We start from the raw sequence: 14,286 nt of genomic DNA on the forward strand, positions 1-14,286 counted from the left end.
TCTGATCAGACCCGCCGCACCAGGGCACTACATCGCCGGCTACGGTGCCTGTTGTTTCCGTGCTCCACGGCGCCTTGCCATGTCCGACGAAATCCCCGCCCGCTTCGATCCCCTGCCCGCTGCCCTGCAGACACATCTGCAGCACCAGCGTTCGCTGATCGCTGCGCGCGTGGCCGCCGGCTTTCCGACGCTACCGGTGCAGTGGCCGCTGCCGGCCGCCACGCTGCAGCGCGTGGTCGATGCCGAGCTGATCGACCGCAACGACTGCGATGGCTGGGAAGCGCTGGGCGTGGCGTTCGGTGACACCCTGGCCCAGCGCGTGCCGGGCCTGGCCTGGATGCAGGTCACCGATGCCTGGGGCATTGATGCGGTGCTGCGTTATGCCGACAGCAGCCTGCAGATCGGCGCCAGCACGCTGCTGCTCAAGCGCGTCGAGCAGGGCGAGGTCATCGACATCGCCCATCTGCTGGCGTGGCTGGAAGAGTTCGTCGCTACCCGCGCCGACGATTACGTCTGAAAAGCCGCCAAGCGTGGCTCGGCGCTACACGGGTTGGCCCGGCGCGGATCTACAGCCAGCGACCGTCAACCACTACGCGTCGTTCCACCGGCACCCCGGCCACAGCGGCCGGGCCGTGATCGGCACGCGCCGCCACGAAAGTGGCCGGATGCCCTTCCACAAGACCGTACTGCGGCAAGCCGATCACCTGCGCGGCATGGGTGGTCACCATGTCCAGCGCCAGCATCAGGTCGGCATCGGTATGGAAGCCGGAGCGGTAGCCCAGCAGCATCGCCCGCTGCAACAGATCGCCGTTGCCATACGGCCACCAGCAGTCACGGATGTTGTCGTTGCCGGCAAACACGCGCACGCCGGCATCATGCAGCGCGCGCAGCGGCGGGAACGCATGATCACCCGGCGCGTTGCTCATGATCGCTACGCCGGCCGTGGCCAATGCTTCGCCCACCTGCAGCGCGCGCGACAGCGGCACCTCGCCCAGCGAATAGGCATGACTGACCGCCACCCTTCCCTGCAGGCCGGCGGCCCGGGTCCGCGCGGCGATACGCAGCAGCTGGGCCAGGCCGGTTTCGCCGGGCTCATGCAGGTGGATGTCCAGCTGCACGCCATAGCGCTCGGCCAGGCCGAACAACAGTGCCAGCTGGCCCTCGGCATCGCCATCGAGCGTGGTGGGGTCGATGCCACCGAGCACCTCCACGCCAGCGGCGAGCGCCTGCTCCAGTACGGCGGCGGTACCCGGGCAGGACATCACGCCGGCCTGCGGGAACGCCACCAGCTGGACATGCATGATGTCGGCACAGCGCAGTGCGGCCTCGCGCACCGCTTCCAGATGACGCAGGCCGGTGCTGCCATCGATGTCGACATGGCAGCGCATCGCCACGGTGCCAAAGCCGCTGCACTGGCGGATCAGCGCCTCGGCACGATCGACCATCGGCGCCGCAGCCGCCACTGCCGCCTTTTCCACCGCCAGCCGCTCACGCAGGCTGTTCACCGGCTGATGCGGGTGCCAACGGTCGCCGACGAAGCTCTTGTCGAGGTGAATGTGGCCATCGACCAGCCCGGGCAGCACCGCGAAGCCCTTCAGATCGACGCATTCCGCCTCATCGGCAGGCGCAGCATCGCCATTGAGCCCGCTGATGCGGCCATCACGGATATGGAAATGCAGCGGTGCGCCATCGCGGTCAACGCCACCGTGGACGAACTGCAGGGTCATCGGGAACTCCAGGAAAGCCAGGACTGGCGCCATCCTGCGCCTCGACACAACCATCGGCCAACGAAATATCTGGATGGCACGCATTCACCAGAGCGATGAATGCCCCTGCGACCGCCGGTCGCAGCGACACCGTGCACACCGCTGAACAGGTACCATAGGCGCCTGTTTCCGCTGTGATGCCACATGGGCCCGTCCGACCGCCACGATCGTCTCCGCCGCTGGCAGGCCGCGTCCCTGCTCGCCGCCGCGCCGATCGCCAGCCTGTCCGCCACTGATGCTGCGGCCGCTGCGCCGCTGCAGTCGCCGCCGGGCCAGCAGCGCATCGCCCCGGCTGCACTCGTCGAGCGCCTGCACCAGCGCGTGCTGTCCGGACAGAGCGCGACCGCCACCCTGGAACACTGGTGCGCCGAACATGGGCTGGCCGAACAGGCACGGGTCCGCGCGGTGCGCGTGCACGGCCAGGACAAGACGGCACCGGCCGACGTGCTGCAGGCACTGGGCGCGAAACCCGGCACCGACCTGCGCTATCGCCGTGTGCAGCTGGTCTGCGGCAGCCGCGTGCTGTCCGAGGCCGACAACTGGTACCTGCCTGGCCACCTCAGCCCGGCCATGAACCAGGTACTGGACAGCACCGACGAACCGTTCGGTCGCGTGGTCGGTCCGCTGGGCTTCCAGCGCCAGACCCTGGCCGACCAGACCTTCTGGCCGCCACGCGGCGAAGGCGACCACGGCGTGATCCTGGAAGTGCGCGCCCTGCTGCGTGACCGCCAGCAGCAGCCTTTCAGCTACGTCATCGAGTCGTACCTGCTGCAGGCGCTTCCGTAACGCGCCCTGGCGCCGGGCATCCGCCGGTGCTACGGGCCCGCCATGCCGTTGGCGGCCGGGTCCACCGAGAACACGAAACGCCCACCGTGCTGGTCCCTGCCCCATGTCATCGGCGCCGTGGCAAGGCTGTAGACCGGGGCCGCCTTGTCCATGCCGATTGCTTCGGACCAGGCACTGAAATCCTCATCGGTGCGGCTGCGGATCTCGCCAACACACAGGCTGTAGCCGCAGGCAAGGGACACCAGCGTGCCGTCCTGGCCCATGAGCCGGTTGGCGGCCGTCCTGTACAGGCGGGTCAGGTCCTGCACTTCGGGGTGGCCGGCCGCATCGCGCTCGAACTGGCTGATTGCCTGCGCGAAAGCCTTGTCGGAACCCAGCAGCGCCTCGCTCTTCTGCACGGACACCGCACCCTCGCTCAGCAGCATGCGCTCGCCCTCGAGGAAGTGCCCCTCCGTTCGCGCGGGCCCAGCGGCAGCCGTCGTGGCGCTCGATGCCGTTGCCGCGCGCGATGGCCCAGCGTGCTCCGCTGGCTGCGCGTGAGGCTGCGCAGGCCCAGCATTGGCCACCTCCGCGGCATCCTCCACGCTGGCCGCCTGCTTGCCACTGCAACCTGTAACAGCCAGCACTGCAATCACGCTCCACACCCTGACATCCATGCGCATCCTCCTCCGGGTAGCGTCACAGCATGCCACGCACGCAGCGGCTACACGGGTGCGCTGCACAAAGAAAAGCCCGGCAATGCCGGGCCTTTCGTTCGCCTGCGGGATCAACGGAACCGGTAGTCCAGCTGCACCCAGTACTGGCGGCCATACGGATCGTAGTTGCCGACCGGATAGAACGGCCAGCCGCCTCCGTTCTTGTCCGCCGGTGGGCGGCTGTCACGCAGGTTGTTGACGATCACACCCACCGACAGATTCTCGCCAAACTGGCGGAACACGCTGGCGTTGTAAGTCATGTACGGCGCGATGCGGCCACTGCCATCGGTCTTCGGCAGCGAGCCGAAGCGGTTGCCGTACAGCGTGGTGGTCCAGTCACCCTGGTTCCAGGTGATGCTGCCGTTGGCCTTGCTGCGCCACTGGTAGTCATCCAGCGAATTGCGGATGTCACGCTCCGGATCATCGGAGAACTGTCGGTATTTGTGCTCCAGCACCACGGTGTAGGCCAGGCGCGTGGTGAAGCGGCCATAGCGGCCGGCATCGAAACGCCAGTTGCCCTTCAGGTCCAGGCCGCGGACCGATTCGGAGGCCGCATTGATCGGATTGATCAGCACACGGGTCACCTGGTCCGGCTGCACGGTGGCATTGGACGGATTGCGGATCACCCGCGACAGCGCGTCCTGGCACAGCGGCGAACCGATATCGCGCGCTTCGCCGCCCAGCGTGCGGCCCAGCCGGCAATCGGCCTCGTCGCGCAGGATACGGCTGGTATCGAGGCTGGTCACCTCGTTGTCGATGCGGATGTCGTAGTAGTCGGCACTGAAATCCAGGCCGGACAGCGGCGACCAGACCACACCGAAGCCATACGACTTGGCCGTTTCCGGCTGCAGCTGCGCGTTGGCGCGGTTGCTGTAGTCGATCGACAGGCCGTTGTAGTCGCAGTTGTCATACGACTGGCCGGCGGTGCGGCAGCGCCAGTAGTCGGTCATGCCCGGGTTGTAGCCACGGGTCTCGGTAGCGAACACGTAGTTCATGTCCGGCGCACGGAAGCTGGTCGCCGCAGAGCCGCGGATCAGCAGGCTCTCGATCGGGCGGAACTCGACGCCGAAGCTCCAGGTCGCCTTGCCGATGTGCTCGCCGCCGGCACGGTACTGGTCATAGCGTCCGGCCAGCGTGGTGGTCAGCGACTGCAGCAGCGGCAGCTGCAGTTCCACGCCCGCGGCGTAGCGGTCACGCTCGCCGCCGGCACCGATACCGGCGCTGGTGTTCCAGAACTCACCGGTTCCCAGCCGCGGGTCCGGGCGGTTGCGGTAGCCCTGGCTGCCGGCTTCGACCACCGCTGCCAACGCAGCGTCACCACCGGGCAGCGCGAACAGGCGGCCGTTGACGCTGGCGCTGAAGGTCTGCAGCCACGCCGCGTTGCGGCTTTCCTGGTAGCCGGACAGGCCCTGGTACTCCTCCGGCGTCAGCGGTTTGAACAGTCGTGCCGGGTCCGGTGCATAGATCTCGACGCCGTTGCGCACGCCCAGCTTCGGGCCAAGCAGGTATTCGTTGATGCCGGCCAGCAGCACCGGACGACGGGTACGGTTCTCGTAGCGCGAACGGCTGTAGACCGCTTCGTAGTCCCAGCCGCTGTCGCCGATCTGGCCACGCGCGCCGACGTTGAACGACCACGAGTTTTCCAGGAAACGGTTCGCGTTGCGCGGCAGGCCACCGATTTCTTCCGGCGCGAAGCGGCGGTACCAGCTTTCCAGGTTGCCGGTGGTCCGGTTGTAGAAGTAGTTGCGGGCCGAGGTCCAGGTAGGCGCACGGGTGTTGTTGGTGATGCGCGCACTGCCCACCGCCAGATCGGCGAACAGATCGGTGGTCTCGTTGACGTGGAAGGTCAGCAGGCCATAGCCGTTGAGGTTGCGCTTCTGGGTCTGCACGGTCCAGTAGCTGGCGGCGGCCTCGTTGCTGCCGCAGTACCACCCCTGGCGCGGGTTGTTGGCGCGGAACACGCTGCCGCCATAGATGCCCGACGCCGCGTCGCAGCCAGTGACGCCCGGATCGATGTTGCGGCCAGTGGCGGCATTGCGGCGATAGGCGATCGCAGTCGCCTGCGGCGCCTTGCCGGCCGGATCATCGTCCAGCGAATCCATGAAGTCGCGCTGGCGCGCATGGATCGCCTTGCGCACATCGAACTCGAAGCCGAACAGCGCGTCCCAACGCTCGCCGGAACTGCCACCGACAACCTGCGCGCGCTGGTTGTCGCCACCGCCCTGCTGGGTGCCACCGGCGCGCACGTTCACGTCCACGCCCTCAAAGCGGTCCTTGAGGATGATGTTGACCACGCCGGCGATCGCATCGGAGCCGTATACCGCCGACGCACCTGCCGCCAGGACCTCGATGCGCTCGATCAGCGCACTGGGAATGTTGGCCAGGTTGACCACGTTCACCGAGCCCTCGTAGGCCAGCGGGTAGTCGGCCTGGCGGCGGCCGTTGACCAGCACCAGCGTGCGGTTCGGGCCCAGCCCGCGCAGGTTGATGGTGTTGGCGGCCGGGGTGAAGGTGTTGCCGAAGTCCTCGCCCTGCACGTTGCCGGTGTTCTCGGTCAGCGCGCTCAGCGCATCGAACGCGTTGCGGTAGCCCTGCGCGTCGATCTGCTCGCGGCTGATCACCGTCACCGGCGACGGCCCTTCGACGCTGGCGCGTGGAATGCGCGAGCCGGTGACCTTCACTTCCTGCAGCGAGGTGGGTGCGCTTTCCTGCGCGAAGGCCGGCAACGAGACCAGCATCAGGGACGACAGCGCGAGCACCAGCGGACGCGGGCGCAGCGCCTTGTGAGAGGCGGACATGGGCTTCCTGGGGGAGTGGGTGGTGGTACGGGGCCAGCGGCCTGTGCGGCACATAACGATCCCGTAACGAAAGTGTCCTGAATGGGTGGTTTCAACGGAAATGACCAGCCCTGATGGGCTTATGCCTGAACCGAATCAGACCCGGCCCCAGGCCCGCCCCGTTTTTGCAATGTTTTGAATGGTCTGGCTCTGCGGGCGAGGCCATCGTTGCCGGGATGATGACCTCGTACCCGACCCCTACCCTTCCCCCCCTGCGCCCGGTGCTGCGCCGCCACCTGCTGCAGTTGCAGGCAGCGCCGGTCACCCTGCGTCCGTTCCAACGCACCGATCTGCCACGCTGGCGCCTGTTCGATGACCGCCGCCGGCGCGGCCGCCGTCACCCCGGCTGCATCGACGAGGAAGCCCGCTTTCTCGCCCACATGCATCGTTCCCGCCTGGAGCAGGACAACGACCAGCTGCTGCTGGGGGTGTTCGACGATGAACACAGCACGGTGCTGGACCAGCTGCACATCCGGCTGCAGTCGCTGCACGCGCGCAGCGCCGAACTGCTGTCGCTGCAGCATTGGCACCCGCATGCCGATGCCGCGCTGCGGGCACTGTGCCCGTTCCTGTTCGAGGATGTCGGCCTGCATCGCCTGTTCGTGATGCTGCCGCCGGACTGCAGCGCGCCATTCGCCAACGCGCTGCGAGCCTTCGGCTTCGAACAGGAAGGCGTGCTGCGCGACCATCATCTGGGCCTGGACGGATGGCAGGACCGCCAGTTGCTGGCACTGACCGCGCCGATGTGGCGCCGCCAGCGTCCGGCGCTGGACTAGCGCACCCGCTCCAGCGCGTTGCCGGCACCGGTCAGCACCGAGCAGGCGTGGTCCTGCAGCTCTTCGGCGCTGGCCTCGTTGCCGGTGCCGGCGTCCACGCGGGTGGCCAGCAGGATGAAGCCGGGGCCACCCTGCACTGCATCCCGGCCAGCCACGACCAGGCTCCACTGGCCCACGTCGTCCACGCCTGCGAGGTCATGGGCCAGCAGATTGAGCGGATTCGCGGTCAGCTCCGCCCCCGGCAGCAGGCGTGCCTGGTACTGATGGCCGCGCAGCAGCACCGGCAGCGCTGCCCACTGGGTGCCCAGCTCACCGGCATGGGCCTCCAGTGCCTGCAGCACGTCGGCACGCAGGCAATCCACGTGGATATGCAGCTGATGCTGCGAGCGGCCATGCGGTGAATTCAGTGCCAGGCTGGCGACGCTGCGCGGCAGCGGTTGGCCCAGCGCCAGCTCGGTATGGCTGCGCGCCCGCCAGGCCGCCGCGAAGTAGTTCGGTGCCCCCCGCTGGTAGAGACCGCGGTTCTCGATCCCGCTGACCTTGTCCAGCGGCATCAACAGGAACTGGTAGTCGCCATGCGCATCCTTGACCAGCACATCGCGCCGATCCGCCGCCGTCTCCACGCGCAGGCAGTCGCCGCGCGGGCCCTCGGCGCCCCGGCAGTCACGCTCGATCAACCGCCACAGCGCATCGGAATGGGCCGGCGGCGGAGGCGTACTGGCACAGCCAGCCAGAACGGACAGGGACAACAGCAGCAACGGACGGGACACGGCACTCACATCGATGGCACGACCCACGGCCGCGCCGCCTAGTGTAGCCTGCGCCCTCAGCCAGGCAGCGCCTCCGGCGCCTCGGCTTTTTCCTCCACCTTGCCCGGCGTGTACTTGGTCGCGCCGAAGTACAGCACGCGCCACTGGCTCAGGTTGCCGATGAACCAGTGCGCCACCGAGTCATGGCCATAGCCATCGAAGAACGTCTCCACCTCCGGCGGCAGCAGCGTGGTGTTGTCCCACGACTCCAATGTGACGCGCTCGGCCATCGTCAGCGTCGCACCGCGTTCACGGCGCCGGCGCAGCCCGACGATCTTGCCCAGCATCGTGTCGTTCTCCTTCTCCAGCCCGCGGCGTTGTTTCCGCACGGCAGACAGCTCGTCATCGCGGGCTTTCAGTTCGTCGGAAACCCGGTTCCACTCGGCGGTCCTGTCCGCATTGCCCTGCTCGGCCAGATGCAGATTGTCATTGCTCCACGGGGACGGCAGCTGCGACTGGCGGCGACGCAGGGTCCGCACCTGTTCACGCAGCGCATCCTCGCGCGCGGCCAGGCGTTGCATCGATGGCAGCTTGTCACCGCGCGCCACGCGCACGCGCAGCCAGCGGTACAGCAGCTCCATGTGCGAAGCCTGCACGTCTTCCATGCGTCCACGCTTGACCCGCACCGCCTGCAGATAGGCGTTGAACACCGCCTGCAGCTCAGGATCCTGCTTGTCGAACTCGGCCTTGACCTGATCTTCGAGGAGGCTGATCGGATTCAGCAGCACACCACCGGCCTGCGCCATGTCGTACATCTCGTTCAGCGCAAAGCGCGCGATGCTGTTCTGCCGCCCCTGATGCTGGGGGTCATAGCCCCCGCCCACGTCCGAATGCACGCCGGGGAACCAGATCTCCACCGTGTTGGCCGGATACAGCGCGTGCTCGCGGGTCGAATCCAGCGGGAACTGGCCGCGCAGCTCATGGGCAGCGGTCATGTGCACCGACTGCTCCACGATTTCCGGAACGCCCATGCCTTCGGCCCAGCCGGTATGGCCATTGCGGTAGTTCACCGCGGCGGCCGCCAGGCTCGGCCACACCGAGCACACCGTGTCGAACACGCCCATGAAGCCGATCCGCAGGGGGATGCGTTCGCGGTACAGCCAGGTGCCGTCAGCCTGCCGCCGGCAGCGTGCGGCGAGGTCGCGGGCGAACGCCCGTGCCGAGGCCGCCCCGCGCGAAAACCCCAGCACCGACACGCTGACCACCAGGATCCGCATCGGCTCCGGCTGGGTATCGATCAGTTCGTCCAGCGCCTGCAGCGCGAAATCGATGCGCTCGCGCCCACCCTTGCCGATCGACAGTCCCAGCAGGCCACCGCTGTCACCGACTTCCGGGCATGGCGTCCCCACACCGGACAGGTACTGGCGCTTGCTGTTGGGGCGATCCCTTACATGCGCGTCGTAAAGGCGGGCGATGTTGGAAAGGGCCCGCTCTCCCATGTCCTTGTCCAGTTCCTCCTGGCGATTGTTGCCGGTGCCGTCGAAGAACACGCTCAGGTGCAGGCTCTGGGTACAGCCCGTGGTGGCGGCCTCCTTGTCGGGTACCGTTTTACACATCGCTTCCTGGCGGCGGCGGCGCTCGGCATCGCTCAACGGGCGTGTGCCGCGGGCCAGCCGCGCCGTGCGCGCGGTGCCCTCGGCCTGGGCTACCGGATCGGGAGTGCCGGGCTCGAGATCCACCTGCCCCGGAATCGCGGTCGGATCAGTACTGGTCATGGTCCTTGTGCTCCTTCGGCACTGGCATGCGCCGCACATTCCATTTGTTGACACCCTTGTCCAGCAGCTCGGCCTCGACATGGCCGTCCGGATAGAAATGCAGCAGCAACGTCGAGGGGTTCGGCGGATAGGGGGTCTTCAGCGGCACCACGGCCTCGCGTGGCACGCGGTGCCCTTCACTCAGGTAGCGGTTGGTCGCCAGGTCATAGCGATTGGCCTCGATCCAGCGCACGCGCACGCTGTCCGGCCCCTTGCCCTGCGGCGCCCGCGGGCCCATCCCGGAGCCGCCATTGGTGTACCCGTCCAGCCCGCCCAGATACTGCCCATCGACGCGCACGTCGGCGAGGTAGTACGGGCTGTAGTTGAACGCAAACAACGACATGATCGGCGTCTTGCCGCGTGCCATGGCCCGGCTGCAGCCCACGCCCATCACCAGCACGGCGATCACCGCCAGCATGCTCCACCACAGGTACTTGTTGCTCATCATCGCGATCCCGCTCCGTTCAATCCCAGCTTTCTTCCAGGGGCCAGACTTCGTCGCCGATATCGGCCGCGCCGCGCCGCCCGCTGGCGAAGTCCTGCAGGCGCTGCTGCCATGCCGGGTCCTCGCCGAGATCCGTACCGGCCAACAGCGCCCAGGTCGCCACCATCACCACCCGGCGGCTGTCTTCGATGCCGGCCGCAGCGGCCGTCGCCACCACGCGCCGAAAGAAGGTGTACCAGCGCGCCCGTGGCTGGCGCGCCAACAGCTCGGGGTCGGTCAGCTGGAAGTGGTCGATCAGGGTATAGGGGTAGCTGGCGTCGATCAGGGCACGCCGCTGCGGTGCCTCCAGCACCCACGGTGGTTCATGCGGATCCTGCGCGGCGTCGTGCAGATCCAGGTGCGCCCATTGCAGGTCGTGCCGCAGGTACCACCAGCGCTCCCCCAGCGCCAGGAATGCACGGCACTGCGGCTCATCGAGCACCTGCACCCACCAGGGCAGCACGCGTGCATCGAAGAAGCGCGCCAGGAACTCCTTGCCGTTGGGGTAGCTGGCATCCAGGCGCCGTTGCAGGCGCTGCTGCAGCGCCTCAGCGGTCAGGGTCGTGTCGATCAGGCTGAGCAGGCCCGGCGAGCGTGCCTGCGCAGCCGCCCGCTGCAGGAAGCGATCGATGTCCATGTCACGCGGCAGCCGTGCCAGGAACACGCTGGCGTCCTCGCTGCCGTCGGCCAGCAGGCCATCAAACAACCGCAGCGGCGTCCACGGCAGCGTACGCAGCACCTGCGAGGGTTGGTCGCACTGCGCGCCATCCAGCAGCACGAAGCGCTGCGCTTCCGCTTCCAGTGGCGGCAGCGCGAGAGGTGGGAAATGCCAGTCCCGGGTCACGCTCAGCCTCCCTTCGGCGTCAGGGGCGCCGCGCGTTGCGCCGCCAGCAGCAGGCATTCCTTGCACACGGACTGCGGGAACACCGGCAGCGGGTAGCGACTGCCTCCCCCCGGCAGGAATGACTTGCGCCCTGCGTGCACCGTGATGCGCCCGGGCGCATTGAAGACGATGTTGCTGCCGCTGATGGTGATGCTGGCGCCCGCCGAGGTGGCCACGTGGACGGTGCGGCCCGCTCCGAGTTCAACAGCGCCCTGGGCGCTGGCAGCGCGCAGCGACTGCCGCGACTGCATGCCCACACGATCCTGCTGCGCCTTGATATCCAGCACCTGCTCCGCACTGGCCATGGTCAAGGCAGGCACCGTTGCATCGGCGCCCTGCAGGGTTGCGGCGAGCACACCGATGGCCTGGCGGCCGTGCCAGCGCGCCTGCCCCATGACCGTCGCATCGCTGTGCTGGCCACTGCCCAGCACCAGGGTTTCACCCTGCGCCCACTGCAGTCCCTGGCCGGCCACCATCACCGCGCCGGCGGGGGCAGAGAGGCCAAGCAGCGCGTCGCCGCTATGCGGAACGGACCCTTCTGCCGCCTCCGCGCTGCGTTGCGGGGCGGCGCCGACCGCCGCCTGCATCGTCTCGCCGGGCACCGTGCTGCGTACGCTGGCCAGCAGTACAGGCAGCGGCGCGCGCGTACCATCCAGCCGGGAGTGCTGTGGCGACTGCGCCCCGAGATGCGACGCGGGCTGCACCGTCAGGTGGGTCGCCGCGGCGCGGGCCTGGCGCTCGGCGAGTGTCGCCAACTGCTGCAGCAGCGCCGCGGCCTGCGGGGTGGCGCCAGCCGGCTCCTCGCCACGATGCTGATAGGCATCCATCCAGAGCCCGCGTTGCCCGCGGACACTGCCCCAGGCATCACTGCGCAGTTCGAAACCCGTACCACGCAGGCTGCCGCGATAGTTGTCCGCCCGGTGCCGCAGATGACCCAGCGCCAGCGCCGTGGTCTGCTGGCTGCTGGCCAGCTGTGCACCCAGCTGCTGGTCGCTGTCGTCGAACAGCAGGTGGTTCCAGCCCTCGCCCTGCCACTCGCGGGACTGAACGCCCCACAGCGCGCCGGCGTTCCGATGCGCCGCTTCGCCCGCCGCCGCCGCATGCCAGGCCGGTGCCTGGCCACCGCCCAGGTTGGCCTGCGCGCTGCCCCCTCCATCGCGTGCCTGCGCATAGGCCGAGGTGTCCAGCTCCGCGTCCGCCCCGGCCGGTGTCGGCGCGACCCCGGCCTCGCCGCGCCCGTTGTACAGCGCGCCCAGGACCAACGGGCGGTCGATGTCACCCTCGAGGAATCCGATCAGCACTTCCTGGCCGATACGCGGCAGGAACTGGCTGCCGACACCGGGGCCGGCATAGCGCTGCGCCACGCGCAGCCACGCACTGCCCGCATCACCCTGCTCGCCCTGGAAATGGAAACGCACCCGGATCCGTCCCAGCGCATCGGCATGCAGTTCACCGCCGTCACTGCCCTGCCCAGCCACAACAATCGCGGTCTGGTACCCGGGCGCCAGCGGTCGCGGATTGCGCCGGGCACCGGTGCCATCGTCCAACACCGGGCGCCAGCGCTGCTCCCGCTGCAGGGCGACGAAATCCTGTGCATAGCCCTGCTCACGTGCCTGGCCAAGCAACGTACCGAACGGATCGGGCGCCGTATCCGCGGCCAGTGCATGGCGCAGGTCTGTCGGCAGATTGTTCACGCCCGCATGCTCGACCGTCACCAGCAGCAGCTCCGTCGGCAAGGCGCCTGGCGTGCCGGTCAGCACCCAGGCCTGTCCCGCATCGGCGCTGCGGACGCTGCCGCGCCCGCACCACTGGCGGGCCTGCGCGTCCAGCGCTTCCACCACCAGCCGCGCATGGTGCTGCAGCTCGGCCGCATCGGCGAAGGCGTGCGCCCCCACCGGATCGTAATCCTCCCTTGCCCCTTGCGCTGCAGCCTGCACCGGCAGCTGGCCGGCCAGCGAGCGTACGCTGCGGTAGTCGCTGCTGTGCAGCTGCACGTGGGTGCTCTGCAGGCGACGCAGCTGCCCCAGCTGCTGCACGCCATCGCTCTGCTCGGTGCCATCGGCGCGGTGGAAGCGGATGCCACCGGCTGCCTGCGAAGCAGCGGCTTCCGGCAGCAGGGTCGAATCGGCGAACAGGAAAATGCCATGCCCCGCCGTTGCATCCTCCGCCTCCTGCACGCACCAGCCCAACCCTTCTTCGGCCAGCAGCCGCTGTACGAAGGCCAGATCGGTCTCGCGGTACTGCACGCAGTAACTGCGGGGCCGTGAGCGGGACAGCATCCCGTCGACCTCATCGCTCCAGCGCCAATGGGCATGTTCGGGGTACGCCTGGAACACCGCATCCAGGATGTCGCGCACGCTCTGTTCCTGGAAAACACGGCTGCGGCGCGCCTGGTCGAGCCACCAGGTCCAGTCACGCAGGGTGACCCGGTAGCGCGCCAGCCCGCCATCGCTGCCCACGCATCGCGCATCGGCAATGACGCCGTGGCGCGGCCAGTCCCGGCCATCGGCCAGCCGTGCATGCAGGCACGCCGGTTGCCCAAGCCAGCCGGCCAGTGGCAGCGACGCGTCCAGCGCAAGCACATCGATCTGCAGCTGCCGCCCTTGCGACAGGGCATCATGGCCCTGCCAATGGTCGACAACGACCGCCGGCGTGCCGGGTAGATCCAACCGATACAGGCGGCTGCCGGCCTCCAGGCCCGCTGCCTGCACCATGAGGTTGCGAATCGCTTCCATGGCGTTCCTACCGTTGCTGCCCCGGTAGCCGGAGGCAGGTCCTTCCCCTGTAGGACGACGGTAGCAGATGGAAAACCACGGCGCACGCCCGCGCCGTCACGCCGGATTAACGTTCCGGATCAATAGGTTCCGTAGGAGACTTCCACCGCCACCGGCTTGCCCCCGTCCTGCACCGGTTGCAGGGTGAAGCGGTCCAGCGCGCTGCTGTCATCACCCAGTGGCGTGCTGCGGAACTGCAGGCGATAGGTCGCCCCGGCCTGCACGCTGCCATCGGGCAGCAGCCGTGCGCTGGCCGGAAGCAGCAGCCCGCCCAGATCGCTGTAAGCCTCCGCCGCATCACTGAAACCGTAGTCGACGAGTTCATCGGTGCGACGCATTTCGTAGACCCGCGTCGGCCAGGGAGGTCCCGCACTACGGCCATTGCGCAGATCGGTCACCCACTGCTCCGGCAACTGGTAGACCTTGCGCAGCGCGGTGTCATCCAGCTCGGCACTGGCTACCTGCAGGCAACACACCACGCGCTTGCTCTCGCGGTCGTAGATCGAGAAGCGCGCATCGCGGGCCACGGCCGTGGGCAACAGCGCGAACGGAACGTCCCGCAATGCAGGCTCGGCACCATCGCGGGAACCGAGATTGCGCCAGCCGCCGAAGGTCGGCTCAGCGGCCTGCGCCAGCGGCGCAGCCAGGCAGAGAGCCAACGCCAGTCCACCGGCGGCGCGTCCGATCCAGTTCTGCATGTCGTTCATCCATCGATGGCGTCA

12 protein-coding genes are annotated in these 14,286 nt (G+C 68.3%); 3 read left to right on the forward strand and 9 right to left on the reverse strand.

Annotation, left to right across the window (positions count from 1 at the left end):
• Positions 1-79 precede the first annotated feature (79 nt).
• Positions 80-517 carry a DUF3806 domain-containing protein gene (locus SriyCCGPB3_RS12700; protein WP_153855570.1) on the forward strand — a complete coding sequence of 146 codons (438 nt, stop codon included), beginning with the start codon at positions 80-82 and terminating at the stop codon, positions 515-517.
• Positions 518-566: 49 nt separating this feature from the next.
• Here SriyCCGPB3_RS12700 and SriyCCGPB3_RS12705 read toward each other — a convergent pair whose 3' ends face one another.
• A complete protein-coding gene (locus tag SriyCCGPB3_RS12705; RefSeq protein ID WP_180854480.1) occupies positions 567-1,727 on the reverse strand; it encodes an amidohydrolase family protein in 1,161 nt (386 codons plus the stop codon).
• A gap of 183 nt (positions 1,728-1,910) precedes the next feature.
• Here SriyCCGPB3_RS12705 and SriyCCGPB3_RS12710 point away from each other — a divergent pair, with 183 nt between their 5' ends.
• Positions 1,911-2,552 carry a hypothetical protein gene (locus tag SriyCCGPB3_RS12710; RefSeq protein ID WP_153855572.1) on the forward strand — a complete coding sequence of 214 codons (642 nt, stop codon included), beginning with the start codon at positions 1,911-1,913 and terminating at the stop codon, positions 2,550-2,552.
• A gap of 29 nt (positions 2,553-2,581) precedes the next feature.
• Here the strand turns inward: SriyCCGPB3_RS12710 and SriyCCGPB3_RS12715 are convergent, their stop codons facing one another.
• Positions 2,582-2,977, reverse strand: a complete 396-nt coding sequence (locus SriyCCGPB3_RS12715; RefSeq protein WP_258011545.1) for a hypothetical protein — start codon at positions 2,975-2,977, stop codon at positions 2,582-2,584.
• Between the two features lie 341 nt (positions 2,978-3,318).
• Positions 3,319-6,045 carry a TonB-dependent receptor plug domain-containing protein gene (locus SriyCCGPB3_RS12720; RefSeq protein ID WP_180854482.1) on the reverse strand — a complete coding sequence of 909 codons (2,727 nt, stop codon included), beginning with the start codon at positions 6,043-6,045 and terminating at the stop codon, positions 3,319-3,321.
• A gap of 215 nt (positions 6,046-6,260) precedes the next feature.
• Between SriyCCGPB3_RS12720 and SriyCCGPB3_RS12725 the strand changes: the two genes are divergently transcribed.
• Positions 6,261-6,860: a GNAT family N-acetyltransferase gene (locus SriyCCGPB3_RS12725; protein ID WP_350259356.1), complete on the forward strand. Its 600-nt coding sequence runs from the start codon at positions 6,261-6,263 to the stop codon at positions 6,858-6,860.
• On the opposite strand, the gene SriyCCGPB3_RS12730 is transcribed toward SriyCCGPB3_RS12725, so the two are convergent.
• The 6 genes from SriyCCGPB3_RS12730 to SriyCCGPB3_RS12755 all read right to left on the reverse strand — a co-directional run bounded on the left by SriyCCGPB3_RS12730 (position 6,857) and on the right by SriyCCGPB3_RS12755 (position 14,262).
• The gene (locus SriyCCGPB3_RS12730) at positions 6,857-7,630 is read right to left on the reverse strand and encodes a CDP-diacylglycerol diphosphatase (RefSeq protein WP_350259357.1); all 774 of its coding nucleotides are present in this window, start codon (positions 7,628-7,630) and stop codon (positions 6,857-6,859) included. The genes SriyCCGPB3_RS12725 and SriyCCGPB3_RS12730 overlap by 4 nt on opposite strands.
• Positions 7,631-7,686: 56 nt before the next feature.
• Positions 7,687-9,384 carry a T6SS phospholipase effector Tle1-like catalytic domain-containing protein gene (locus tag SriyCCGPB3_RS12735; RefSeq protein ID WP_350259358.1) on the reverse strand — a complete coding sequence of 566 codons (1,698 nt, stop codon included), beginning with the start codon at positions 9,382-9,384 and terminating at the stop codon, positions 7,687-7,689.
• The gene (locus tag SriyCCGPB3_RS12740) at positions 9,371-9,868 is read right to left on the reverse strand and encodes a hypothetical protein (RefSeq protein WP_162622054.1); all 498 of its coding nucleotides are present in this window, start codon (positions 9,866-9,868) and stop codon (positions 9,371-9,373) included. The genes SriyCCGPB3_RS12735 and SriyCCGPB3_RS12740 overlap by 14 nt, the downstream gene beginning before the upstream one ends.
• A 19-nt stretch (positions 9,869-9,887) precedes the next feature.
• A complete protein-coding gene (locus SriyCCGPB3_RS12745) occupies positions 9,888-10,751 on the reverse strand; it encodes a DUF4123 domain-containing protein (RefSeq protein ID WP_350259359.1) in 864 nt (287 codons plus the stop codon).
• 2 nt (positions 10,752-10,753) lie between these two features.
• Positions 10,754-13,525: a type VI secretion system Vgr family protein gene (locus tag SriyCCGPB3_RS12750; protein WP_350259360.1), complete on the reverse strand. Its 2,772-nt coding sequence runs from the start codon at positions 13,523-13,525 to the stop codon at positions 10,754-10,756.
• 119 nt (positions 13,526-13,644) lie between these two features.
• The gene (locus SriyCCGPB3_RS12755) at positions 13,645-14,262 is read right to left on the reverse strand and encodes a decarboxylase (RefSeq protein ID WP_350259361.1); all 618 of its coding nucleotides are present in this window, start codon (positions 14,260-14,262) and stop codon (positions 13,645-13,647) included.
• Positions 14,263-14,286 lie beyond the last annotated feature (24 nt).

The sequence above is a fragment of the Stenotrophomonas riyadhensis genome, from assembly GCF_040256885.1.
GTDB classification, from domain to species: Bacteria; Pseudomonadota; Gammaproteobacteria; order Xanthomonadales; family Xanthomonadaceae; genus Stenotrophomonas; species Stenotrophomonas riyadhensis.